Origin of the sequence: Streptosporangium sp. NPDC002544, from assembly GCF_040295965.1 — a bacterium.
Classification (GTDB): Bacteria; Actinomycetota; Actinomycetes; order Streptosporangiales; family Streptosporangiaceae; genus Streptosporangium.
Map to the genome: position 1 here is coordinate 1 of NZ_JBEOWJ010000054.1, position 22,437 is coordinate 22,437.

Annotated in this window: 19 protein-coding genes and 1 pseudogene; 8 read left to right on the plus strand and 12 right to left on the minus strand. The window is 69.8% G+C overall.

Annotated features, from left to right (window positions below; genetic code table 11):
- Positions 1-102 precede the first annotated feature (102 nt).
- From ABT061_RS45355 to ABT061_RS45370, 4 genes are all read left to right on the plus strand, one after another.
- Complete coding sequence (locus ABT061_RS45355) at positions 103-1,020, plus strand: carbohydrate ABC transporter permease (protein WP_350929900.1); 918 nt, start codon at positions 103-105, stop codon at positions 1,018-1,020.
- Positions 1,021-1,035: 15 nt separating this feature from the next.
- Positions 1,036-2,016, plus strand: coding sequence for a carbohydrate ABC transporter permease (locus tag ABT061_RS45360; RefSeq protein ID WP_350929901.1), 981 nt, complete (start codon positions 1,036-1,038; stop codon positions 2,014-2,016).
- A 39-nt stretch (positions 2,017-2,055) separates the two neighbouring features.
- Positions 2,056-3,654 (plus strand): glycoside hydrolase family 13 protein, encoded by a 1,599-nt coding sequence (locus tag ABT061_RS45365; RefSeq protein ID WP_350929902.1) that lies wholly within the window; start codon positions 2,056-2,058, stop codon positions 3,652-3,654.
- Positions 3,655-4,516: 862 nt separating this feature from the next.
- Positions 4,517-4,870, plus strand: coding sequence for a Tn3 family transposase (locus tag ABT061_RS45370; protein WP_350929943.1), 354 nt, complete (start codon positions 4,517-4,519; stop codon positions 4,868-4,870).
- On the opposite strand, the pseudogene ABT061_RS45375 reads toward ABT061_RS45370, so the two are convergent.
- Positions 4,839-4,940, minus strand: a pseudogene (locus tag ABT061_RS45375) (Tn3 family transposase); the annotation flags it as partial. The gene ABT061_RS45370 and the pseudogene ABT061_RS45375 sit on opposite strands and share 32 nt — an antisense overlap.
- Positions 4,941-4,954: 14 nt before the next feature.
- Here ABT061_RS45375 and ABT061_RS45380 point away from each other — a divergent pair.
- A complete protein-coding gene (locus tag ABT061_RS45380) occupies positions 4,955-5,389 on the plus strand; it encodes a Tn3 family transposase (RefSeq protein ID WP_502991625.1) in 435 nt (144 codons plus the stop codon).
- Between the two features lie 219 nt (positions 5,390-5,608).
- On the opposite strand, the gene ABT061_RS45385 is transcribed toward ABT061_RS45380, so the two are convergent.
- Both ABT061_RS45385 and ABT061_RS45390 read right to left on the minus strand, forming a co-directional pair.
- On the minus strand, positions 5,609-6,436 hold the full coding sequence (locus ABT061_RS45385) for an isocitrate lyase/PEP mutase family protein (RefSeq protein ID WP_350929903.1): 828 nt from the start codon (positions 6,434-6,436) through the stop codon (positions 5,609-5,611).
- A gap of 562 nt (positions 6,437-6,998) precedes the next feature.
- Complete coding sequence (locus ABT061_RS45390; RefSeq protein ID WP_350929904.1) at positions 6,999-7,964, minus strand: recombinase family protein; 966 nt, start codon at positions 7,962-7,964, stop codon at positions 6,999-7,001.
- A 223-nt stretch (positions 7,965-8,187) separates the two neighbouring features.
- Between ABT061_RS45390 and ABT061_RS45395 the strand changes: the two genes are divergently transcribed.
- Positions 8,188-9,252, plus strand: coding sequence for a protein kinase family protein (locus ABT061_RS45395; RefSeq protein ID WP_350929905.1), 1,065 nt, complete (start codon positions 8,188-8,190; stop codon positions 9,250-9,252).
- Positions 9,253-9,289: 37 nt separating this feature from the next.
- Here ABT061_RS45395 and ABT061_RS45400 read toward each other — a convergent pair whose 3' ends face one another.
- The 4 genes from ABT061_RS45400 to ABT061_RS45415 form a co-directional block, all read right to left on the minus strand.
- Positions 9,290-12,322, minus strand: a complete 3,033-nt coding sequence (locus ABT061_RS45400) for a Tn3 family transposase (RefSeq protein ID WP_350929906.1) — start codon at positions 12,320-12,322, stop codon at positions 9,290-9,292.
- Between the two features lie 236 nt (positions 12,323-12,558).
- Positions 12,559-13,071 (minus strand): methylated-DNA--[protein]-cysteine S-methyltransferase, encoded by a 513-nt coding sequence (locus ABT061_RS45405; RefSeq protein WP_350929907.1) that lies wholly within the window; start codon positions 13,069-13,071, stop codon positions 12,559-12,561.
- A 381-nt stretch (positions 13,072-13,452) separates the two neighbouring features.
- A complete protein-coding gene (locus ABT061_RS45410; protein WP_350929908.1) occupies positions 13,453-14,052 on the minus strand; it encodes a hypothetical protein in 600 nt (199 codons plus the stop codon).
- Positions 14,053-14,225: 173 nt separating this feature from the next.
- Complete coding sequence (locus tag ABT061_RS45415; RefSeq protein WP_350929909.1) at positions 14,226-15,038, minus strand: ASCH domain-containing protein; 813 nt, start codon at positions 15,036-15,038, stop codon at positions 14,226-14,228.
- Positions 15,039-15,103: 65 nt separating this feature from the next.
- On the opposite strand from ABT061_RS45415, the gene ABT061_RS45420 reads away from it, so the two are divergent.
- Positions 15,104-15,592, plus strand: coding sequence for a serine integrase family protein (locus ABT061_RS45420; protein ID WP_350929910.1), 489 nt, complete (start codon positions 15,104-15,106; stop codon positions 15,590-15,592).
- A 392-nt stretch (positions 15,593-15,984) separates the two neighbouring features.
- Here the strand turns inward: ABT061_RS45420 and ABT061_RS45425 are convergent, their stop codons facing one another.
- Positions 15,985-17,154 carry an MFS transporter gene (locus tag ABT061_RS45425; RefSeq protein WP_350929911.1) on the minus strand — a complete coding sequence of 390 codons (1,170 nt, stop codon included), beginning with the start codon at positions 17,152-17,154 and terminating at the stop codon, positions 15,985-15,987.
- Between the two features lie 95 nt (positions 17,155-17,249).
- The gene (locus tag ABT061_RS45430; protein ID WP_350929912.1) at positions 17,250-18,008 is read right to left on the minus strand and encodes a DeoR/GlpR family DNA-binding transcription regulator; all 759 of its coding nucleotides are present in this window, start codon (positions 18,006-18,008) and stop codon (positions 17,250-17,252) included.
- Between the two features lie 57 nt (positions 18,009-18,065).
- Here ABT061_RS45430 and ABT061_RS45435 point away from each other — a divergent pair, with 57 nt between their 5' ends.
- Positions 18,066-19,049, plus strand: a complete 984-nt coding sequence (locus ABT061_RS45435) for a helix-turn-helix transcriptional regulator (RefSeq protein ID WP_350929913.1) — start codon at positions 18,066-18,068, stop codon at positions 19,047-19,049.
- A gap of 39 nt (positions 19,050-19,088) precedes the next feature.
- On the opposite strand, the gene ABT061_RS45440 is transcribed toward ABT061_RS45435, so the two are convergent.
- The 3 genes from ABT061_RS45440 to ABT061_RS45450 are packed head-to-tail and all read right to left on the minus strand — an operon-like array spanning position 19,089 to position 22,359.
- Positions 19,089-19,865 carry an ABC transporter permease gene (locus tag ABT061_RS45440; RefSeq protein ID WP_350929914.1) on the minus strand — a complete coding sequence of 259 codons (777 nt, stop codon included), beginning with the start codon at positions 19,863-19,865 and terminating at the stop codon, positions 19,089-19,091.
- Positions 19,862-21,430, minus strand: a complete 1,569-nt coding sequence (locus ABT061_RS45445; RefSeq protein WP_350929915.1) for an ABC transporter permease subunit — start codon at positions 21,428-21,430, stop codon at positions 19,862-19,864. The genes ABT061_RS45440 and ABT061_RS45445 overlap by 4 nt, the downstream gene beginning before the upstream one ends.
- The gene (locus ABT061_RS45450) at positions 21,427-22,359 is read right to left on the minus strand and encodes an ATP-binding cassette domain-containing protein (RefSeq protein WP_350929916.1); all 933 of its coding nucleotides are present in this window, start codon (positions 22,357-22,359) and stop codon (positions 21,427-21,429) included. Before ABT061_RS45450 ends, ABT061_RS45445 begins: the two co-directional genes overlap by 4 nt.
- Between the last annotated feature and the right edge of the window lie 78 nt (positions 22,360-22,437).

Below are 22,437 nucleotides of genomic sequence, written 5' to 3' on the forward strand. Positions count from 1 at the left end.
CCACCCCAAAACTTGGGGGGGGCTTCTTCTTCTTTTTCCCCCCCCCCGGGGGGGCCCGCCCGGCCGGCCCCCACCCCGGCACTCATGTAGAAATCGGGAGTCATGACCACAATGACCGTGAAAGGCTCACGGCGGCGGGGAGCGGGGGCGTTCCGGCGTGGGCTGCAACGCAACCTGACCGCCTACGGGTTCCTCTGCGCGGCGCTGATCTGCTTCGCCTTCTTCTCCTGGTACCCCATGGTGCGGGAGGTCCTGCTCAGCTTCCAGCAGACGAACTTCGTCGACGACCCGACCTGGGTCGGCCTGGAGAACTTCCGCACCGTGACGGAGGACTCGGCGTTCGCCGACGCGTGGCTCAACACCCTCGCCTTCACCGGCCTGGCGCTCGTGTTCGGCTACGTCATCCCCTTCGTGGCGGCGATCGTCCTCAATGAGCTGCGACACGCGCGGGCCTACCTGAGGTTCATCGTCTATCTCCCGGTGATGCTGCCGCCGGCCGTCGGGGTGCTGCTGTTCAAGTGGTTCTACGACCCGGGCGCCGGACTGTTCAACCAGATCCTGGAGCTGGCGCACCTGCCGGCCCTGAGCTGGCTGGACTCCACGGACACCGCGCTGATCTCCCTCGTGATCGTCTCCACCTGGATGAACCTGGGAACCGGCACGCTGATCTACCTCGCCGCGCTGCAGAGCATCCCAAGCGAGCTGTACGAGGCCGCGGAACTGGACGGTGCCGGGATCTTCAAGAGGGTCTGGCACGTCACGATCCCGCAGACCAGGCTGATCCTGCTGGTGATGCTGCTGCTGCAGATCGTGGCGACCATGCAGGTCTTCATCGAGCCGTACCTGCTCACCGGCGGCGGCCCGGAGAACGCGACGCTCACCGTCGCCTACCTCATGTACCAGTACGCCTTCAACTTCGGTGACTTCGGCGCCGGGGGCGCGCTCGGGCTGATGCTCATGGTCGTGCTGATGGTGTTCTCCGCCTTCTACCTGCGCCTGTCGCGGGACAACCAGAGCTAGGGAGGAGCCGAGCCGATGTCGAACCTCACAGTCCACCCACCTCGCCCCGCCCCCGCCCGGCCACCGGAGCGGGGCTCGAGGAAGAAGGCCGGGCGGACGCGTGCGGCCAAGGAGGCGCCCAGGGAGTTTCGCAGCCTGGTCTCCCCGCACACGCTCAACACCCCGCGCGGGCGGCTGATCTACCGGATCACGCTGACCCTGGTGGTGGTGGTCTTCACCGCCGTGTTCGTGTTCCCGCTCTACTGGATGGTCACCGGCGCGCTGAAGACCCCCGAGGAACTGGCCCAGATCCCGCCGAGCTTCTTTCCCACCTCCTTCGACCTCGGGGTGTACGCCGAGGCGTGGGACCAGCTCGACCTGGGACTCTTCCTCACCAACACCGTCATCTACGCCGGCGGCGCCTGGCTGTTCACACTGGCCATCGACGTCTCGGCCGCCTACGCGCTGTCCAAACTGCGGCCCGTGCTGGGCAACGTGGTCCTGGCGCTGATGCTGGCCACGCTCATGATCCCGCCGATGGTCATCCTGCTGCCCGCCTACCTGACGGTCAAGGACATGCCGATCTTCGGCTGGGACCTGCTGAACACCCCGTGGGTGATCTGGTTGCCCGCGGCGGCCAACGGGTTCTTCATCTTCCTGCTCAAGCGTTTCTTCGACTCGATCCCCCGGGAGTTGCTGGAGGCCGCCCAGATCGACGGCGCCTCTCCCGCCCGCATCCTGTGGTCGATCGTGCTGCCGGTCTCCCGGCCGATCCTCGGAGTGGTGTCCATTCTCTCGGTGGTCAACGTCTGGAAGGACTTCGTCTGGCCGCTGCTCGTACTGCCGGACGGGGACAAGATGACGATCAGCGTGGGCATCGCCTCGCTCTCGGCGCAGATGCCGCAGAACGTGTTGATCGCCTCATTGGTGATCGCGAGTATCCCGACCATGATCGTCTTCTTCATCTTCCAGCGCAGCATCATGGCCGGCCTCACGGCCGGCAGCCTCAAGGGCTGACCTCGTTACCCACTTTCAACCGCAAGGAGTTGTTCCAGCATGTCCGGCAGCACCTTCCCGGGAGCGACCCCGGACCCCGAATCATGGTGGCGGGGAGCCGCGATCTACCAGGTCTATCTCCGGAGCTTCGCCGACGGTAACGGCGACGGGATCGGCGACCTCGCGGGACTTCGCGCTCGCCTGCCATACCTCTCCGACCTGGGCATCGGTGCGATCTGGCTCAACCCCTGGTACCCGTCGCCGATGGCCGACGGCGGGTACGACGTGGCCGACTACCGTGACATCGAGCCATCGTTCGGCACGCTCGCCGAGGCGGAGGAGTTCATCGCCGAGGCGCATGCCCTGGGCATCAAGACGATCACCGACATCGTCCCCAACCACGGCTCCGACCAGCAGGAGTGGTTCGTGCGGGCACTGGAGGCCGGGCCCGGGTCGCCCGAGCGCGAACGCTTCCTGTTTCGCGAGGGCCGGGGAGCGAGCGGTGAGCTGCCGCCCAACGACTGGCAGTCGATCTTCGGCGGTCCCGCGTGGACCCGGGTCGCCGACGGCCAGTGGTACCTGCACCTGTTCGCCCCCGAGCAGCCGGACTTCAACTGGGCCAACCCCGAGGTCGTCGAGGAGTTCCACGACGTGCTGCGCTTCTGGTTCGACCGGGGCGTGGACGGCATCCGGATCGACTCGGCCGCCCTGCTGGTCAAGGACATGGACAGCGAGGGAGGAGAGGAGGCGTACACCGACCTCGACGGCGTGCACGACATCTACCGGGGCTGGCGCCGGGTGGCCGAGGAGTACGACGACCGGATCCTGATCGGCGAGGTGTGGCTGCCCGACCAGGAGCGCTTCGCGCTCTACCTGCGCCCCGACGAGATGCACACCGCGTTCAACTTCGACTTCCTGGCGTGCACCTGGGACGCCGCCGCGCTGCGCCGGTCGATCGAGGAGACCCTGGCCACGCACATCCCGCTGGGCGCGCCCCCCACCTGGGTGCTGTCCAACCACGACGTGACCCGCCCGGTGACCAAGTACGGCAGGGCCGACACCTCCTTCGACCACGCCGACCGCAAGCACGGCATGCCGTCGGATCCGGTGCTGGGCGAGCGGCGGGCCCGTGCGGCCGCGTTGCTGGCGATGGCGCTTCCCGGCGGGCTCTACGTCTACCAGGGTGAGGAGCTGGGGCTGCCGGAGGTGGAGGACCTGCCGGACGAACTGCGCCAGGACCCGATCTGGGCCCGTTCCGGCCACACCGATCCCGGCCGTGACGGCTGCCGGGTGCCGCTGCCCTGGTCGGGTGACGAGCCGCCGTTCGGGTTCGGCGCGGGGCAGCCGTGGCTGCCGCAGCCGCCGGAGTGGAAGGCGCTGACGGCCGAAGTGCAGGCCGCCGACCCGGCGTCCATGTTCACCCTCTACCGCACCGGGCTGGGTCTTCGCCGCGAACTGCTCGGTGACGGCACGCTGGCCTGGCTGGAGGTGGGGGAGGGGGTGCTGGCCTTCCGCCGGGAGTCGGGCCTGATCTGCGTGGTCAACCTCGGCGCGGAGCCGGTCTCCCTGCCGGAGCACGAGTCGGTCCTGCTGGCCAGCGGTCCGCTGGAGGGGGACAGGCTCCCCTCCGACACCGCCGTCTGGCTCCGGGTGATCTGATCCCCCTCCGGTGCCGCTGACCGGCCGAGCGAGGCTCGGCCGGTCAGCGGCACCGTCCACCGGTGGCCTGGTGCATCCGGGTGGCACTCCGGCCTGGCCCTCCGCTCCCAAAGATGCCCCCGGCCCCAAAGTAACTAGGTGAGTGATCACGGTTGCGGTTCGTGGTTGTCGCGGAGGGGTGAATGCGGCTAGTTGGTCGGGGCTTCTGCCTGATCGTGTTCGTGTTGCAGACGGTCGGGCGGAGGGCGGATACAGGTGCGTCGGGAGTGGGAGCCGGAGGAACTGATCGCGGCGTGGACGCTGCTGGACGGTGACTGGGAGCTGGTGGGGAACAGGACGGGGACAACACGGCTGGGGTTCAGCCTCTCGGCTGGTGGCCTCTTGGCGGGCGCGGGCGATGGCCTCGCATCCGTCGGACTTCGCGGCGAACCAGCCGCCGGTCCGGTTGACGCTGGTGGCCGCGCTGGCATGGTCACGGACGACGGAGATCACCGATGCGCTGGTCGATCTGTTCATCGGCCTGGTGTCGAAGATCAACACTCGGGCGGAGCGGAAGGTCGAGCGGGCGATCGAGGCCGAGGCCAAGAAGGTGCACCGCAAGACCGAGAAGCTGTTCTCGATTGCCGAGGCGTCGCTGCGGGCGCCGGAGGGCACGGTCCGGCAGGTAGTCTTCCCCGCGGTGCCGGGCGGGGAGGCGACGCTGCAGGCGCTGGTGGCCGAGGCGAAGGCGGACGCGAAGGCCTACAAGGCCCGGGTCCGGACGGTGCTGACCGGTTCCTGCACCTCCTACTACCGGCGGATGCTGCCCAGGTTGCTGGCCGCGATCGAGTTCAAGTGCAACAACACCGCCTATCGGCCGGTGATGGACGCCGTGGACTTGCTCGCGACCCTGGTCAACGCCACCTTGAGGATGCGGGACCCGCTGTGGTGGGGCAGCGGCACCGCGTGCGCCTCGGACTCGAAGAAGTTCGGGTCGTGGTCGTCGAACCTGATGACGGAGTATCACGCCCGGTACGGCGGCCACGGCGTGATGATCTATTGGCACGTGGACCGCAAGTCGGTGTGCGTCTACTCCCAGCTTCGCTCCTGCAACGCCTCCGAGGTCGCCACGATGATGGAGGGCGTGCTGCGGCACTGCAGGACGGGACCTGGTCATCGGCGTCGGCCTTCACCAGCTTCTGATGGGCGATGTTCTTCATCCGCGGCAGCAGCTTGAACCCCAGCAAGTAGGAGAACGCGAACCCGACCAGGGATTGGCCGTGGGTGTCGGTGTACTGGCGGTCGATGGTGGCGTCAGTGCATGACCGGCATGGTGACCGACAAGAGCATCGACTGGGAGATCATCGCTCAGCAGTACGACCAGATGGTCAAGTACGCCACCGCCCTGCGGCTGGGCACGGCGGAGGCCGAGCAGGTGCTGCGGCGCTTCACCCGCGGCGGGCCCAAGCACCCCACCTACAAGGCCATCGTGGAACTCGGCAAGGCGGGCAAGAGCGTGTTCGTCGTCGAGTACGTTGCCGCCCAAGAGCTGCGCCGCGAGATCCACGAGGGCCTGCAGGTCGTGGAGAACTGGAACTCTGCCAACACCGACCTGTTCTACGGCAGCGCCGGCACCATCCCCGGCAGCGACAAGGAACACCAGGAGGTCTCCATGCTCAGCCTGCACCTGCTGCAGTCCGCGCTGGTGTTCATCAACACGCTGCTCGTCCAGGCTGTTCTCAAGGACCCTGCCTGACAGCAGAAGATGACCGACGCCGACAAGCGAGGTCTTTCACCCTTTCACGGCGAAGGCTCAGTCGGTACCCGCGAGGCCGTCGCCGCCAACCTCGCTCGCCTGGGCGAGGTCGCGGCCCCTCGCCGCGCTGGAGAGGCTCGATGGACGCAGCCCGTCACGCGCACGGCGTGGCGGGCTGGGCTGCGGATGGGGCGGGCGGCCAGGGCGCCCCGGCCTGGGCTACTTCGCGAACTTGCCGTTGAACGCGAAGTAGTCGATGGAGGCGGCCATGGCCGTGTCCTGTCCGGCGAGAAACGCGCGGGCCGTGTCGACGGCGCTGGTGTAGGCGACCTGGGCGATCGCCGTGCCGGCGGAGTACCGAGACACGCCGGCCTCGCGCAGCTGCTCGGGTGAGGGGGCGCCGGGCAGCCACATGGCGTTGACCTTCAGTCCGGTGCCGCGCGCGACTGTGCCCAGCGCGTCGAGGTCGAGCAGGCCGGGGACGAACAGGCCGTCGGCGCCGGCTTCCCGGTAGGCGCTCCCGCGGGCGATGACGTCGGCGAGCCGGCCGTCCTCGTCGCCGATACCGAGAAGGAACACGTCGGTGCGGGCGTTGATGAACAGGTCGACGCCCGCGTCCTTGGCCGCCACGCGGGCGGCCGCGACGCGCTCGGCGGCGGCCGCGGTGTCGTACAGCAGCCCGTCGGGGGCGCCGGAGTCCTCCAGGTTGATGCCGACGATGCCGGTGGCCAGGACCTGCGCGATCGTCGCGCGCAGGTCGTCGGCACTGTCGGCGTAGGCGCTCTCGATGTCGGCGCTGACCGGCAGGTCGGTCGCCGCCACAATGCGCTCCAGGTTCGCCAGCACGTCCGCCTTGGCCAGCGAGCGGCCGTCGGGGACGGCTTGTGACCACGACTGCGCACCCGAGGACGTCGCGATGGCCGAGGCGCCGGCCTCGGTGATCAGACGGGCACTGCCGGCATCCCAGGCGTTGGGCAGCACGAGGAAGTCGTCGTGCAGGCTGCGGAACAGCTCGGCACGCCCCTGCTGGGCTCGGATGTCGGGCATGTGTCATTCTCCTTCCGGACCGAATCTCGGCCTCGCTTTGGAGACGCGCTCTCGCCCCCCGGACGTGAGATGCGAAGACGGAGAACTTTCAAGGCCTCTAAGCCGCAGCCCGCGGCCGGGGCGCGCCGCAGGACCGCGTCGCCCGGCGGGGAAGGCGTCCGGGCCGGTGCCGGCGCGGATGGCCGGGTAGTCCACCGTCCATGGCCCCACCTCGTAGGCCTGCACCGAGTGTGGCGCAGGGGCAGGGTCTCGGTGCGGGCGCGGCGCGGGTCGGGCCGATGCGTTCGCGCAGCTCTTCGACGGGCTGGCACGCGATCGCCGCCGGGGCCGCGAGCATGCGCAGGCCGCCGCCGAACGCGGGGCCGGGGCCGACGGCCCCGCAGGCGGCGATCAGCCGTGAACTGGACAGCCGGGTGGCGGGCAGGGACTCAACCGTTCAGACTCCGGGCACATACCGGGGCGGTGAGGCCGCGCCTTGCGGCATTGCGGCGTACGGCATCAGGGGTCCCGGTAGTCCTGTCGAAGAATCCAACAGATATAGCTCTGACCTGTGGAGATGCGGTCAAGTTCCTGTTGTGATCTCGGCGAACTCTGAGTGGGCCTGGGCAACCGCGTCGGGGTAGGCCTGCGCCTTGTCGTGCTCGGCCAGGGCACGGTAGATGCTGGCCAGGCTCGGATTGCGGCCCTTGCGTTTCCCGGTGGGGATGATCAGGTCGCCTCGGATGGTCTCGACAGACTCGCCAGCGGCCCTGCGGCGCAGCACGGTGTGCAGCATGTCCTCGGTGATGACGGCGGGCCGTCCGCCGTGGTTACTGCGGGCGGCGGCGTCCAGGCCCTCCAGGGTCGCTTCCCGTATGGCTTCGCGTTCGGTTTCGGCCATCGCGGCGAAGAAGGCGAACAGCATCCGGCCCGGGCCGGACGGGTCGTACAGGCCGGCCAGTGGCCCGCCGAGCATCTCCAGGACCAGGCCGTGCGCGACCAGGTGGTCGGCCAGCGCGGTGAGCTCGGCGGCGTCGCGGCCGAGCCGCTTCATCTCATACACCGTCACGATGACGCGGCAGTACGGGGCGTGCGCCTTGATCTGGCGAGCCAGGGCGAGCGCGGCCTCGAACTGGGGGCGGACCCGGACCCGGGTCGAGATCTTCTCGGAGAAGATCTTGTCGCGATCGATGCCGTGGGCCGCGAGGGCATCCAGCTGTGACTGCAGTTCCTGGGTCAGCGAGCTGCAGCGGGCGTATCCGATCCGGATGTCAGTGGTCGGCGCATCCGTGGCGAGTGGGGCCGGCGGCGGGGTGCCGGGCCGCCACGGCTGTCCCGGACCGCGATCGGCAGGGGTCTGTACCCGCAGCAGCTTTGCCAGCCGGCCGACCTTGGTGAAGCGGCCGGTGTGGTAGGTCCCGGCGACGGCGCCGGAACGGGATCGGCACGGTGAGCCCGCCGCCACGCCGCAGCGCGGGCACGGGTGGCGCTCGACGTCGTCGGCGTCGCGGTCGGCAGGGGGCGCGGAGGGTGCGGGGAGGTCGGCCACCCCTCGCATCGTGTCACAAACATTTCTCGCAACGGGCGGGTCTCGCTTTTTGAGTGAGAACGAGTTGTGAGAAGGAATTGATGATCCAGACGGTCACCGCGATGTCCGATTGATCTTCCTCCGGGAATGGAGCGTTTGTGAGAGCATGCTGGCCTTGTCGAATAGGGCCGATCATGCCGATAGCTCGCCGACGCCCGGCGGGGAGACTCAGGAGCCACCGCTGATGCCCAACCCAGACTCGCGGTACGCTGCGCGCCTGGCCGCCTACGGAGCGGTCTCCACCCAGCTGTCGCTGCTGAGCGACCGCCGACTCGGCCAAGCCGTGGCGGAAGCCACCGCGCTCGGGTCCGGCATCGGCGGTAGGTCTGCGGAGCTGGACATCAGCGGGAGGCGGGTCTTCATCAAACGGATCCCGCTGACCGATGTCGAGCTGCGGCCGGAGAATGTGCGCTCGACGGCGAATCTGTTCGGACTGCCGCTGTTCTACCAGTACGGGGTGGGCTCGGCCGGGTTCGGAGGCTGGCGTGAACTGGCCGTACACACCATGACCACCAACTGGGTCCTCGGACGGGAGTACGAAGGCTTTCCCCTGATGTACCACTGGCGGGTTCTACCCGACTCCCCGCCCAAGGGGTTCGTCGACGAATTCGGCGGCATCGATGGGGCGGTCGCGCACTGGGAGGACTCGCCGGCCGTCCGTGAACGCCTGGAGGCCGTCAGCCGCTCAACATTCAGCCTGGTGCTCTTCTTGGAACATGTGCCGCAGACTCTCGCCGCCTGGCTGGCCGACTCGCGGAAGGCCGCGCCGGGCACTGGAGAAGGCTCGCCGTACCCCTGGGTAGAGGAAGCTCTGGCAGGTGGAACCGCCTTCATGAGCTCTCGTGGGCTCGTCCACTTCGACGCCCATTTCGTCAACATCCTGACCGACGGCCAGCGGCTCTACTTCGCCGACTTCGGGCTTGCCTTGAGCTCCGGCTTCGAGCTCACCGCGGCCGAGGCCGCGTTCCTGTCCGAGCATCTCGACTATGACCACTGCTACACGACGGGCCATTTGCTGCACTACCACCTGCTCGACGACCTGCGCGGCGACATCGACCAGCAGGCGTTCCTGCGGGAATGGATCGCGGGACGACAGCCCGATGACGTCCCGCCCGCGACTGCCGCGATCATCGACCGGCACGCCCCGGCGGCCATCGTCTTGAACGAGTTCCACTACCGCCTGCTCAACACGAGCAAGCGGACGCCGTTTCCAGCCGCCGAGATCAAGCACGCCAGGCAAGTCACCTGAGACGAGACCGACGGGCTATGGCTGTTAGCTCTGCGCCTCACAGGCCCAGCTCCCGTAGCTGGGCCGGGCGCAGCGGTCGCCAGCCGTCACTCAGTTTGGCCAGCTCCGCCTCGACGTCGACGTGGATCGCCCCGAAGAAGTTGATGTTGTCACTGTGCCCGGGCGAAATATGGGCAAGTACCTCGTCGGGGACGTCGCGGCCCTGGGCGCGCAGGTCGACGACAGCTTTAGAATAATATTCTGTCGTCCAGGTCACGACACAGTTGGTCAAGAGGGTCAAACACCAGGCCTGTTCGGTCTGCTGGGACAGGTGCGCCTTGGTGACGATGCCTTGCTGGGCGTAGTGCAGATCACGGCGCAACGCGTGCAGGCTCTCGCCCTTGTTGAGCTGGCGGGTGATCTTCCTGCGGTAGGCCGGGTCCGACAAGTACTTCGCGGTGTGCACCGTACGCCGCAACATCCCCCACTCCTTCAGTGCGGCGGCCAGGGTGTTCTGCCGAGAGGCCGCCGACCACTTGCCGACGATCAACGACGCGGTCGCCTGCCCGAACTTCAGCGACCCGGCCATCCGCAGCAGGTCCGGCCACATCTCGGCGACCAGGGCCTCATTCCACCGCGCTCCGAGCAGTGGCCCTGCGTGCGGATAGAGCTTGCCGATCTCGGTCGGGGTGTCGTCCCGGACCAAGGTGACCCGGGTCAGGTCCCGCATCCGTGGCGTCAGCGCCTTGCCCACCAAGTCGAAGAGGGCAAAGTTGATGAGCGTGGCACCATGGGTATCGGTCGCGTGTTCGACGATCGGCAGATCGGTGGCGTTGCCAAGGAACTCATCGAGGGCGAAGTGGCCCTCCCGCGCCGTCGGTACGACGATCTTCGTGCCGTAGGTCGACCACTGATCTGAGACGTGGGTGTAGGTGGACAGCACCTGCCCGCCGTGGATGGTCATGGTCCGCCCGGTCACGCTTTTGCCACGCACCGGGAAGCGCTGACCGTCGGAGGAGGACATGGTACCGCCGCCGAACACCTTGGCCAGCGCCAGCCCGTAGTGGTGATCCACGACGCAGGTGTTGGCCTCGCGCAGCGTCTCCTCCCGCACATACCACTCCATCGTCCAGGCGAGGGTGTCGTAGGAGATGCCGCAGGCCTCGCTCATCTTGGCCAACCCCAAATTCGTGGCCTGGCTGATCAGCACCGCGAGGATGTTGCGCTTGAGCTCGGGCGAGGTGGCCAGCTTCTTGCCGCCGGCGTGGGTGAAGCAGTCCAGGAACCCGGTGCGCGCGTCCAGTTCGATCAGCAGCGAGGCGATCGGCGCGAACGGCAGCATCCCGGCCAGCTCATCTTTGAGCTCCTTGGCCTCGGCAGGGATGTCCTCGGCCGACAGCGGCGGGATCACCAGGTGATCGTCGTCGTCCAGGCGAACCGCGCCGGTGTCATCGGGCAGAGCGTCGGCCAGGACCGTCTCCAGCTCCGCCAGTGCGGCGTGCAGTTCCTCCTTGCCTTGCTCCAGCGCGTTGGTCGCCGTGGCCGGTTTGCGGACCAGCTGGCAGAACTCCGCTCGGCGCGGCTCCCACTGCTCGGGGGTGTACAGGTAGGTGGAGGGGGCGGCGTAGCGGCGCGACCCGGGCACGAACACATCCCCGCTGCGCAACCCGTCGCGCAGGCCCAGCAGCACGCACAATTCCCAGTAATGGCGAAAGGCGGTGTCATCGCCCTCCTTGAGGGCTTTTTCCAGGTAGTCGGCGTAGCGAGTGGGCACGAACGACATCGGCGCGCCTTCAGGGACCTTGCGGCCGCCGGTGCGGTTCAGCTCCTTCAACATTGCCGCCGCCCGCATCAGCTCGGCCGTGCCCGGCCCGCCGCGGAAGTCGATCGCTGCCAGCACCAGCGGGGTGAACTGCCGCAGATAGGAATAGAACGAGGCCATCTCCGACAACCGGCCATGATCCTTGGGTAGCGCCTTCCACCCGCCCGCGGTCACCTCCCGCAGCTTCCCCATCCCGATCCGCCCATGCAGCAGGCCGCCGACCTGCTCGTCCGGGACACCCGGGTCTGCCAGCACCGGCAAGATCACCTGCAGCAGCAACTGCCGGGCCTCCCCGGTCTTGGGCCGCTCCACCAACGCCTCATCGGTCTTGGACTTCGCCCGGGACTCCCGCGCCGAGACCGCCTGGTCGAACAACGCCACCACCTCATCCAACTGGTCGATCGCGGCCTGGGCGACGAACGCCAGCAGGATCGGATACCGGCGCTCCCGACGGCGCTCCAGCCCCTGGTTGGTGGAACGGCGCGCCACCTGGGCCAGGAGTCGGCGCCGCTCGTTCGGCAGCGCCGACAGATCCAACTGGTGCGCGTCCATCGCGCGCAGCCACGCCAGCTTGTCGATCGAGGTCTTCACCGCGGTGGCGGAGGCCTCCACCGCGGGTTTGGTCAGCCACTCCAACCGGGTGCATCCCAGCCCGGCATCGACCTTCAGCAGCAGATCCAAATCCCAGCGCACCTGCTCGGTCAGCAAGTGGGCCACCTTGTGCGAAGTCAACTCTCCCGCCGCCGCCCGGGCCGTGCCGACTATCTTCGCCAACGCGATCGCCCCAGGCCGGATCACCTTCGCCGACATCAGATACTCGCGGGCCAGGTTGAACAACAAGGTCGGGGAGTCGTGCTCCATGGCCCTGTCCTGCAGGAACTGCTCCAGTTCCTTCATCTCCTGGCTATCGGTCGCGGCCTGTTTCCAGCCCAGGTACTTGGCGACCTGGCCCACATGATCGGACCGGGTCTGGGCCCGCTGCCCGTATCCCCGCAGCGCCCCTGGATGCAGGCCCAACGCGATCGCCAGCCGGGCCACCGCCTCCGGCGGAGCCGACCCCGCCTCATCGGGCACAAACCCAAGCCACGGCAGCGTCGCGACCATCACGGCCATCCCCAGCCGATCGGCCGGGCCTCGGCCCCGTCCCGGATCCACGAACGCCACATCTGCGGGCGTCAACGTGAAGTGCGTGATCAACTCATCGCGGCCGATATCCGGGAACGACCGCAACTGCTCCAACTGCTCACGGGAGAACATCTTCTCCGGCACCGAACGACCCCACGCCCTAGACCGCACAAACCGGAACAGAACGTAGCGGAAACGATCTCAGGCCCCTACGCCGCCCCCTGCATCACCACAGCTCAGAGCTATATGTGTTGGATTCTTCGACAGGACTACCGGGACCCCCATCAGCGGCCCGCGTCCCGGCGCGGGCCGCACAGAAGGGAGGTCTCCTGGTCACAGCCTGATCGGCACGCCATCTCGGCCGGTACGTGAGGCTGCGGCTAGAACAACCTGCTGGCCCGTGCCTCGGCCGGCTCCTCAAGGTCCAGCAGGGTCTGCTTGCGCTCGAGCCCGCCGCCGAATCCCGTGAGCTTCCCGCCCACGCCCACCACCCGGTGGCAGGGGATGACGATGCTCACCGGGTTACGCCCCACCGCCTGGCCCACGGATTGCGCGAACCCCTTGCTCCCCAGCTCGACCGCGATATCGCCGTAGGTGATCCGCTCACCGTACGGGATCTCCCGCAGCAGCGCCCAGACCCGCTCCTGGAACTCGTCGCCGTTCGTCACCGCCGGGACATCGAACACCTGCCGGTCCCCGGCGAAGTACTCGTCGAGTTCGCTCTGCGCCTGCGCCAAAACCGGATCCGCCGATACGGCGACGCGGCGGCCCCACGCCGACTGCGGGGGCGTGTACCGGTAGCGCGGAAAATACAGCCCCACCAGCGCGTCACCGCCGGCGACGAGCAGCAGCCGCCCCACCGGGCTGTCCACATAGGCGTGTCGGACGTCCATTCTGATCTCCTGCCTGCAACCGCTGCCTGTCCACAACGGAGACGCGCGAGCGGCCTGAAACGTGAGACGCGTCCTGACGGTGACCGGCCGGGACGAGACGGCGAGGCAGTGGAGACTGCGGCCGGGCCAGACTCTCGAAGAGCATAAAGACGCGACGCCTGCCCGGAGATCACGAAGCGTGCAAGGATTGCTTGGAGAGTGCGGCGTTCTGGGCGGCGCGGGCGCTGCGGGCGAGTTGGATCTGGGGGGCCAGGTCCCAGCCGTCAGCACGACCTCCAGTCCCGTCGTCGTCGCGGACGGCGACCGGCAACGGGACACCCATGCGCCGCCCGGCCAGCAGGTTGTCCAGCCGGGTGGCGTCCAGCAGGCCGTCCTGGCCGGCTACTCCCGCCCAGCGGACGGATGCAGGACCGGCGCGTACCCGGCCGCCAGCACCTGCACCGTCACAGCGGGGGTGAGCACTTCCACCTGAAGATCGGAAGCGATCGCTTGCGCCGCGCCGTACCCGGCCATCGACCAGGGCCGCCAGCACCCCTGCCGCACCAGCCCGATCTCGCCGTCCAGGCGGACGAACGCGCCATCCGGCAGATCACCGGCCGCCGCCTGAAAGGTGCGCTGCCACCCCTCGGGCGCTCGCCGATCCGCCTGCAGCCTGCGATCCATCTCCGGCGCGCCGGGAAGGCCGCCTCCCAGCGCGGCAGCCCAGTCCCGCTGGAACCGCCGATAGTCCTCGGCGCGGCACAACCCGCACGGCCGGTGGCCGGCGGCCAAGGCCGTCGCCTCATCGAGGAAATACAACTCCGTCAGTCGGCCCGGTTGCCACTGAACCCGCCACCAGCCCTTGAACTCCAGCACACAGCAGACCCAGGCCCGCGTCGACGGCCTGCGGGTCGGCTGGCCGGTGGCACCGAGCAACGCACCCCGGTTCCCCCAGAACAACCCCCGCCCCGGATCGGCCACGATCTCGCCGTCGGGCCGCACCCGATTGCGCCGACCTGTACGGGCAGACGCACTCGTCCTGTGCTGGCTTGCCTGTTCGATCAAGCCTTCTTCCGCCGGGATGATGCGCTCCTCGTCCTATTGAGTGATCGGCGGGCGGAGTCGGCCGCCGATGTGCTGAAGACGCTGGCAGCGGGTGAGATGTGAGATGTGAGTCAAGGCGCCGTTCGGATCGCGATGCCCCCGAGTCCGGATCGGCGGCCGCGACGCTGCCCTCGGCGGTGACCGATCAGGTTCACAGGCTCGATGGCCAGCACGCCGAGCGCTTCCTTCTCGGGGCCGTAGATACGGCGGATGTTGGCCAGCTGCTGGTCACGGAGGCTGGCCGAGTTGACCTTCTCCGGTCCCTCGGTGTCCAGCAGTTCCTCGAACAAGCCGTATCGGGCGACCCTCTTGACCCGGGTGAGGGCCTCGTCGCGGCCGCACACGAACCGGATGTGGTCGCCGGCGGCGAGGTTGCGGAGGTTGGGGTACTGGACGCGGACCTCGATGGTCTTGGTGCCGTTCGCGACGAGGTCGAAGTAGCGGCGGTAGAGGTTCATCTCGCGGGCGCGGGGCGCGGTGGTGGCGGCGGGGCGTGCGGTCATGATGCGGTCCAGTTCGGCGGTGGTGTAAGAGCGATAGAAGTGCTTGGGGTCGGCGGCGCGGGCCGCCGCCTCGCGGCGCGTGGTCAGCTTCGCGCCCGCCACCGAAGGGTCGATGCCCAGCAGCAGTCTGGCCGCCAGCGCGAGCTTGTGGTCGAGGCAGTCCAGTTCCTCGCGCAGGGCCGCCTCCAGCGCCCGGGCCAGGCTCGTCCGGTCGCCGGGATCCAGCGCCCGGCTCCGGACGGCGGGCAGGGCCAGCAGGTGCGGGCCCGCCCGGTCGGCGGGGGACCGGAAGCCATACCGCACCAGCGCCCGCATCTCCTCGGCGAGCTCCAGGATCGGCCTCTCCTCCTGATCATGGAGGGGGATCTGGGAAGGGGCCATGCCCCAGCATCCCACGCCATGCCCAGAAAAGGCCCACTTCCGCGCCCATGAAAAGCCCATGGCGAGTGTTCATCCAACGACCGTTTGACGAACGCGAGCGGGACGCCCCGCCGAACCAGAACCTCGGCGTGCCGTGTCCGGTTCGGGCGTTCAGTTTCCCGTTCATCTTCGCCTGTCTCCTACTACTGGAAGGGCCGATCGTCCTCAACGACCTGTTCCAGCAGGGCATCGGCGTCAAGGTGCTGGAGGGCATCGCCGCAGGCGAGCACACCGAACGCTCCTTCATCCTGGCCCTGGCCCTGGCCGAAGACCGCCGCCGCGACATCGTCCGCAAGACCAAGAACGGCCTGGAGGCCGCCCGCAAGCAAGGCAAGGTCGGCGGCCGTCGCCCCGTCGTCGACGACGACAAGCGCGCCGCCATCCTCGACCGCCGCCGGCGCGGGGAGTCCATCCGCACCATCGCCGCCGGAGTGAAGGTCTCCACCGGCGTCGTTCACAAGCCCCTCACGGCCGCCGCCGAGGTCAATCCCGCCGACCAGACCCCCACCTCCTGAGGACAACGCCGTGCCGCTGCCCAAGATCCCGCTCGACGGCCCGCGCGTGCCGGCCCTGGCCAAGGCCCGCCAGTAGCTCGCCCACGAGTGCACCCACCTCCAGACCTGGGACGAGCTGACCGACGAGGAGCACGCGAGCGCGCTGCCCGACGCCCACAACGACCTGGAAGCGGCGATCAACGCCGGACTCATCCCCGCCGCCCTAGAACTCCTCGACTGACACAGGCTCCATGAAGCGCTCCGCGGCGATCCGCATCCCCGACCACGATCAAGACCTACCTGAAGGCTGGGGACATGTTCGGGAGCGGAGGACCTACCCGAGTCGATCAAAACTACTTTGGGGCTGGGGACGGCTTCGGGAGTGGAGGGCTGGCCTCGCTCGCTATTTTGATCTACTTTGTAAAGGGCGTGGTTCTGAGCGCCCCCGCGGCCAGGGCCACGAAAAAGGCCAGCAGGGCGGGGATCGCCAGCGCACGAGGCAGGTCCATCAGCTCGGCGGCACCCCCGATCAGCACGGGGCCGGTGAGAAATCCCACGTAGCCCAGGCTCGACACCCGGGCCAGCGCCTGTCCGGCGCGAGCCGGGTCGCGGCGACCGGCCGCGGAGAAGACCTGGGGAACGATGCAGGACAGGCCTGCCCCGAAGCAGCCGAAACCGATCACCGCGGCGACCTGATGGTCGGCCAGCAGGGCCAGCCCGAGTCCGGAGGCGGCCAGCGCACCGCACGCGCGCACCAGGTTCACCGGCCCCAGCCAGGCGGCCAGCCTGTCGCCGGCGAATCGGCCGGCGGTCATCATGACCGAGAAGGCGGCGTAGGCGGCCGCGGCGAACCCGTCGGAACTGCCAAGGCTCTCGCTCAGGTAGACGGAACTCCAGTCGGCCGTGGCTCCCTCTCCGATCATGCAGCAGAAGGCCAGGACACCCAGCAGCATCACCCCTCCACCCTTGCCGGACGCCGGTTCCGCTCCCGAGGGGGCGACCTGTGCGGTCGGGGGGAGCGCCCAGCGGGCCGCCCAGAGCGCGAGCGCGGCGATCACCGCGGCGACCACGGCGAACGTGGCTCCCGGGCTGAACGAGGCCTGGGCGAGCAGTCCTCCGGTGGTGGCACCGAGGAACCCGCCGATGCTGAACACCGCGTGGAAGGACGACATGATCGGCCGGCCCGTGGCCTGCTCGACCTCGACGGCGCCTGCGTTCATCGCGACGTCCAGGGTGCCGTGCACCGCGCCGAAGACGAACAGCGCGACGGCCAGGCCGGCCAGGTTCGGCATGTAGGCGGGCAGGACCAGCACCACGCTCTGGGCGAAGGCCATCGGCAGCATCACCTTGGCGCTGCCGTAGCGATCGACCAGGCGGCCGACCACCTGCATGCCGGCGATCGCCCCGGCGGCGATGCCGAGCAGCGCGATGCTGAGCTCGCCCTCGCTCAGTTCCAGCCCCTGCTTGATCGATGGGATACGCGCCGTCCAGGAGCCGATGGCCATGCCGGAGAGCAGGAAGAGCAGGTAGATCGCCACCCGGCCGCGCAGCAGCGCGGCCCGGTCGAAGGGGATGACGTGCATGGGGGAGGGCTCCAGTCAAGTGGTGCGGATCAGACCAGACGGTTCGGGCCGCGGGCTTGGGGCGGGCCGTGGAGCAGGGGCTCCGGCCGGGCGGCTCAGACGGCGCGGACGGCGACGCCTGCCGCGATCATGGCGTCGTGCTCGGCGGGGGGAAGCGCGGTGTCGGTGACGACCATGTCGAGGCGGTCCAGCGGACAGACCGCGCCGAACGCGGTGCGGGTGAACTTGCCGGAGTCGGTGGCCGCGACCACGCGCCTGGCGGAGGCGATCGCGGCCTGCTTGACGGCGACGTCGGACAGGTCGTGGGCGGTGAGGCCATGTTCGGCGGACAGGCCGCAGCAGCCGATGACCGCGGTGTCGAAGCGCAGGGAGCGGATGGCGCTCTCGGTCAACGGGCCGGTGAAGCTCAGCTCGCCGGGGCGGACCTCCCCGCCGGGCAGCACCAGGCGGATCCGGGGGGCGGTGCTGAGCTCGGCGGTGACCTGCAGGCAGAGCGGCAGGACCGTCAGGCGGCGGTCACGGATCGCGCGGGCGATCTCCAGGGAAGTGGTGCCGCTGTCGAGCAGCACGGCCTCGCCGTCGGCGAGCAGGGCCGCGACCTCGCTCGCGATCCGCCGCTTGGCCTCTGTCGCCTCGCGTTCGCGGACCACGAAGGGCGGTTCCTCCCCGCGCAGCAGCAGGCTCACCGCGCCGCCGCGGACCCGCCTGACCACGCCCTGCTGGGCGAGCTCGTCGAGGTCGCGGCGGATGGTCATCTCCGAGACCGCGTGCTCGACGGCCAGCTCCGCGACGGAGACGGCGTCGCTGGCGCGCAGCGCCGACATGATCGCGCGAATACGATTGTTACCTTCCATGTGTTCATTTGAACATGGAGTGTGTGAGGTTGGCAAACGTGCGGAACAATGGCCGCCATGCGCGCGAGTCGTCTGCTCTCCCTCCTGCTGCTCCTGCAGACGCGGGGGCAGCTGACGGCCACCGAGCTGGCCAGGGAGCTGGAGGTCTCCGTCCGCACGGTCTACCGCGACGTCGAGGCACTGTCGTCGGCCGGGGTGCCGGTCTACGCCGACCGCGGGCCCGCCGGTGGATATCGCCTGCTGGACGGCTACCGCACCCGCCTCAACGGCCTGACCGCCGAGGAGGCCTCCTCACTGTTCCTGGCGGCGCTGCCCGGCCCCGCCGCCGAACTGGGACTGGCCGAGGTCGCGGCGAACGCCGAGCTGAAGATGCTCGCCGCACTGCCCCCCGAGCCGCGCTTCCACGCCGCCAGGATGCGCGAGCGCTTCCACCTGGACGTGCCCGGCTGGTATCGCGACGCCGACGCGGCTCCCTTCCTGGGAGAGGTCGCCGAGGCGGTGTGGGAGCAGCGCCCGCTGCGCATGACCTACCGCCGCTGGGGCCCCCGCGACGTCGAGCGCCTGGCACACCCGTACGGCCTGGTCCTCAAGGGCGGGTCGTGGTACATGGTGGCCACCGCCGGTGAGGGGGAGCCGCGCACCTACAAGGTGGCGCGGATCGTGAGCGCCGAGCTCCTGGCGGGGCGCTTCGAGCGCCCCGCCGACTTCGATCTGCCCACCTTCTGGCAGCGCTATGCGGCCGACTTCCGCGAGCGGATGTACACCGGTGAGGCGCTGGTGCGGATGGCGCCCGGCACCGAGGGGATGCTGCGCCACACGGTGGGCGCCGAGGTCGCCGAGGCCGCGCTCGCCGCCGCGGGCCCGCCCGACGAGCGCGGCTGGGTGGTGCTGCGCCTGCCGACCGAGTCCGTCAGGCACGCCCACTGGCTGCTGCTGCGCCTGGGGGCGGACATCGAGGTGCTGGAGCCGCCCGAGTTGCGCGAGCGGATGGCCGCCACCGTCGCCGGCCTGGCCACGCTTTACGGCACGAGTCCCGGCTGAACGTTCGCCTGACCGGCCGGGCGCTGCCGGGAGGTGCGCTCACGCGTCGCGCAGCCGCAGCGCCAGGCCGCCGACCAGGAGCACCGCGGCGGCCCAGGCGGCGAGCACGCCGAGGCCCGCCCACGGGGCCAGGGGCAGAGCGGAGAGGTTGGTGGTCGACTGGATGGCGAGCCCCGCGTTCATCGGCGAGAGCCGCCACAGGAACCGCTGCCAGTCCGGGTCGCTGATCATGAAGGGAAGCACCGAGAGAACGTAGAGCAGGCCGAACACGACGCCGATGGCGGCGGCGGAGTCCCGTACGGCGGTGGCGACGCCGAGGCTGAGCAAGGCGATCAGCGCGAGATAGAGGACCGAGCCGGCGGCCGCGCGCAGCGTCGGCCCGTCGGCCAGCGACAGCGGCGGGTGGCCGTGCGCGGGGGTGAAGCCGTTGCCGGGCAGGATGAGCCGCCCGCCCAGTACGGACACGAGCACGGCAACGGTTCCGGCGGCCGTCGTCAGGCCGGTAAGGATGGCGGCCTTGGCGGCCAGGACGTGGCTGCGGCGCGGCATCGCCGCGAGGGTGGTGCGGATCATCCCGCCGCCGTACTCACCGCTGATCGCCAGGACGGCCAGGATGGCGACGGCGGCCTGACCCACCTGGACCCCCATGAGGCTGAGCTTGGGGACGTCGTGGTCACATCCCACCGGCCGGCAGGAGACGGTCGCGGCCGCCGCGGCGCTCACGGCCGCGGTCAGCACGATGACCGCGAGCAGCAGCCGGCCGGTGCCCGGTACGGTGCGCAGTTTGGTCCATTCGGCGTGCAGCGTTCGTCTCATGCGTCCCTCCGGCGCAGTCGGAGGACGGCCAGGCCGAGGGCGAGCACCGCGTAGCCGCCCAGCACGGCGAGCCCGGCCCATGGCTCCAGCGGGTAGTAGCCGCCCTGCGGGCTGTGGTGGCCGAGCACATGCGCGTACTCCGGGATGCTCTGCTGGATCGCGAAGCCGGCCGCCGGGGTGAGCCGCAGGAGCCACTGCGCCACCCCCACGGGCAGGACGGAGGCGGTCGCGAGGATATGGGGCACGACGATGGCCACGATGGCGGCGGTGACCGCCGCGGCGCTGTGCCGGAACAGGGCGCCGAGAGCGAGTGCGAAGACGGCGGCGGCGGCGAGCAGTGCCGCGATGCCGGCCACGACGCGGAGCTCGGTGAGCGTGCTCACCGGAAGCACGGGGTTGCCGTCCGCGCGCAGGATCCGTGTGCCGACGGGGACGACCGTGCCGGCGGCGGCCAGCCCGGCGACGAAGGTCACCGTGCCGATCACCACGGCCTTGGCGGCCAGGACCCGGCCGCGCCGTGGGCTGGCGAGCAGGGTGATGTGGATCAGGCCGCGCCGGTATTCGGCGGTGATGAACAGCACGGCCACCACGATCACCACGATCAGCCCGGCCAGCACGCCGGACAGGGTGGTCTCGATGCTCAGGCCTTCCGTGCTCGGCGCGATGTCACCGGATCCGGTCACGGTGAACGTGCCACCGGACTCGACGACCCCGCTCGGCCGGTGGTAGCGCTCCCAGTCGGTCTTTCCGGCGCCTCCCACATTGTCGCGGCTCCACTCGCCGCGGGGCGTCGCCCCCTCCAGGCTGACCTGGTCGAAGACAGCGGTGGCCTGGGTGAAGCGAACCTGCTGGATGCTGCCGCCGAGATCGGCCTGCCGCACCGTCAGATCGCCCGGGGAGGTGACGAAGAGCCCGACCCGCACCGTGGCCGGCAGTCCGGTCAGGCGAGCCGTGCCGACCGTGGTCCACTGCCTGCCGTCGACCGACTCGTAGCCGGTGAGCGTGTCGCCGGAGCGGGTCAGCCGCAGCCAGCGCGGGGACGCCGCGGAAACGCCGCCGGGCCGGCCGGCGGCGTCCCGGGTGAAGTTGTGCTGCATGCGCACTCCGTGGCTGCCGGTGACCATCACCGCCGCATAGGCGGAGCCCCGCCGGATGCCGTCCTTGATGATGATCCCGGCCTTCGCCCAGGGCACGACACCGGAGACGATCTTGTCGTGGTCGGGCGGGGGATAGGTGATGATGCCGCTCAGCGAGGTCACCCGGACGGTGATGCCGCCGTCTCCGGACAACGGCCGGTGCGCGAAGGAGAACGTGTCGTCCACCGCCTCGCCGTCCGGGCCCACCGGGAGGGCGGGGCAGACATCGCTCGCACCGCCGCAGGATGTGTGGCTGCCTGTGGCGGTGAGCAGTCCGAGCAGCACGATGACCAGCGCCGCGACCACCATGCCGATCAGCTGGCCGCGGACCGTACGGAACTTGGTCCACTCCGCGCGCAGCAGTTGGGCGAAGCCGCCGCGCCCGGCCTGCGGGTCCGAGCGGTACGGGGTGACGGTGCCGGTGGTCATCGCGTGGCCTCCTGTCCCGGGGAGGCGCGGAACTCCACCTCGTCCCGGGTCAGGTCCAGGTACGCCTCCTCCAGCGTCGCGCGGTGGGCCGTCACCTCGGAGAACGGCACCGCGTGCTGACCGAGAAGCGCCACGACGCGCGTCGCCTCCAGCCCGGAGACGGTGAGCGTGTCGCGCTCGGTGGCGGCCACGGTGGCGCCGGCGCGCGCCAGCACCTCCATCGCCTCCGCCCGCGCCGTGGTGCGCAGCGCGACCTGGCCGCGCGACGCGGCCGCGATCAGCTCGGCCACGCCGGTGTCCGCGACGACCCGCCCCCGGCCCACCACCACGAGATGACCGGCGGTGTCCTGCAACTCGCTCATCAGGTGGCTGGAGACCAGGACGGCGCGGCCCTGCTCGGCCAGCGACCGCAGGAAGCCGCGAATCCACACGACGCCTTCGGGGTCGAGGCCGTTGACCGGCTCGTCGAGCATCAGCACCGGCGGGTCGCCGAGCAGCGCCGCGGCGATCCCGAGCCGCTGCCGCATGCCCAGCGAGTAGCCGCCCGCCTTGCGCCTGGCCGCCGATTCCAGCCCCACCAGCCCGATCACCTCGTCGACCCGCCTGGCGGACAGTCCCTGGGAGTGGGCCAGCCACAGCAGATGGTTGCGCCCGGTACGGCTCGGCTGCGGCGCGGCGGCGTCCAGCAGCGCCCCGACGTGGCACAGCGGCCGGCGCAGGCTCCGGTAGGGCCGCCCGCCGACCAGCGCGTAGCCCTCGTCGGCCGCGTCCAGGCCGAGGATCACCCGCATCGTGGTGGACTTGCCCGCCCCGTTGGGGCCGACGAAACCGGTGACCTGCCCCGGTTTGACGGTGAAGGACATCCCGTCCAGCGCCGTGGTCCGGCCGAAGCGCTTGCGCAGCCCGGCGACTTCGATGGTTGCTCGCATGCCAGGCAGACTAGGCAGCGGCGGGGACGCGGTCGTCACGCCGCGGAGCCATCTTCGCCGTCACGGGCAGGAGCGACA

Bases quoted from the DNA above. Each gene is read 5' to 3' on its own strand.
- ABT061_RS45355 (WP_350929900.1), top strand. From the start codon at position 103: ATGACCACAATGACCGTGAAAGGCTCACGGCGGCGGGGAGCGGGGGCG.
- ABT061_RS45360 (WP_350929901.1), top strand. From the start codon at position 1,036: ATGTCGAACCTCACAGTCCACCCACCTCGCCCCGCCCCCGCCCGGCCA.
- ABT061_RS45365 (WP_350929902.1), top strand. From the start codon at position 2,056: ATGTCCGGCAGCACCTTCCCGGGAGCGACCCCGGACCCCGAATCATGG.
- ABT061_RS45370 (WP_350929943.1), top strand. From the start codon at position 4,517: ATGGACGCCGTGGACTTGCTCGCGACCCTGGTCAACGCCACCTTGAGG.
- ABT061_RS45380 (WP_502991625.1), top strand. From the start codon at position 4,955: ATGACCGGCATGGTGACCGACAAGAGCATCGACTGGGAGATCATCGCT.
- ABT061_RS45385 (WP_350929903.1), bottom strand. From the start codon at position 6,436: ATGCCCGACATCCGAGCCCAGCAGGGGCGTGCCGAGCTGTTCCGCAGC.
- ABT061_RS45395 (WP_350929905.1), top strand. From the start codon at position 8,188: ATGCCCAACCCAGACTCGCGGTACGCTGCGCGCCTGGCCGCCTACGGA.
- ABT061_RS45405 (WP_350929907.1), bottom strand. From the start codon at position 13,071: ATGGACGTCCGACACGCCTATGTGGACAGCCCGGTGGGGCGGCTGCTG.
- ABT061_RS45415 (WP_350929909.1), bottom strand. From the start codon at position 15,038: ATGGCCCCTTCCCAGATCCCCCTCCATGATCAGGAGGAGAGGCCGATC.
- ABT061_RS45425 (WP_350929911.1), bottom strand. From the start codon at position 17,154: ATGCACGTCATCCCCTTCGACCGGGCCGCGCTGCTGCGCGGCCGGGTG.
- ABT061_RS45430 (WP_350929912.1), bottom strand. From the start codon at position 18,008: ATGGAAGGTAACAATCGTATTCGCGCGATCATGTCGGCGCTGCGCGCC.
- ABT061_RS45435 (WP_350929913.1), top strand. From the start codon at position 18,066: ATGCGCGCGAGTCGTCTGCTCTCCCTCCTGCTGCTCCTGCAGACGCGG.
- ABT061_RS45440 (WP_350929914.1), bottom strand. From the start codon at position 19,865: ATGAGACGAACGCTGCACGCCGAATGGACCAAACTGCGCACCGTACCG.
- ABT061_RS45445 (WP_350929915.1), bottom strand. From the start codon at position 21,430: ATGACCACCGGCACCGTCACCCCGTACCGCTCGGACCCGCAGGCCGGG.
- ABT061_RS45450 (WP_350929916.1), bottom strand. From the start codon at position 22,359: ATGCGAGCAACCATCGAAGTCGCCGGGCTGCGCAAGCGCTTCGGCCGG.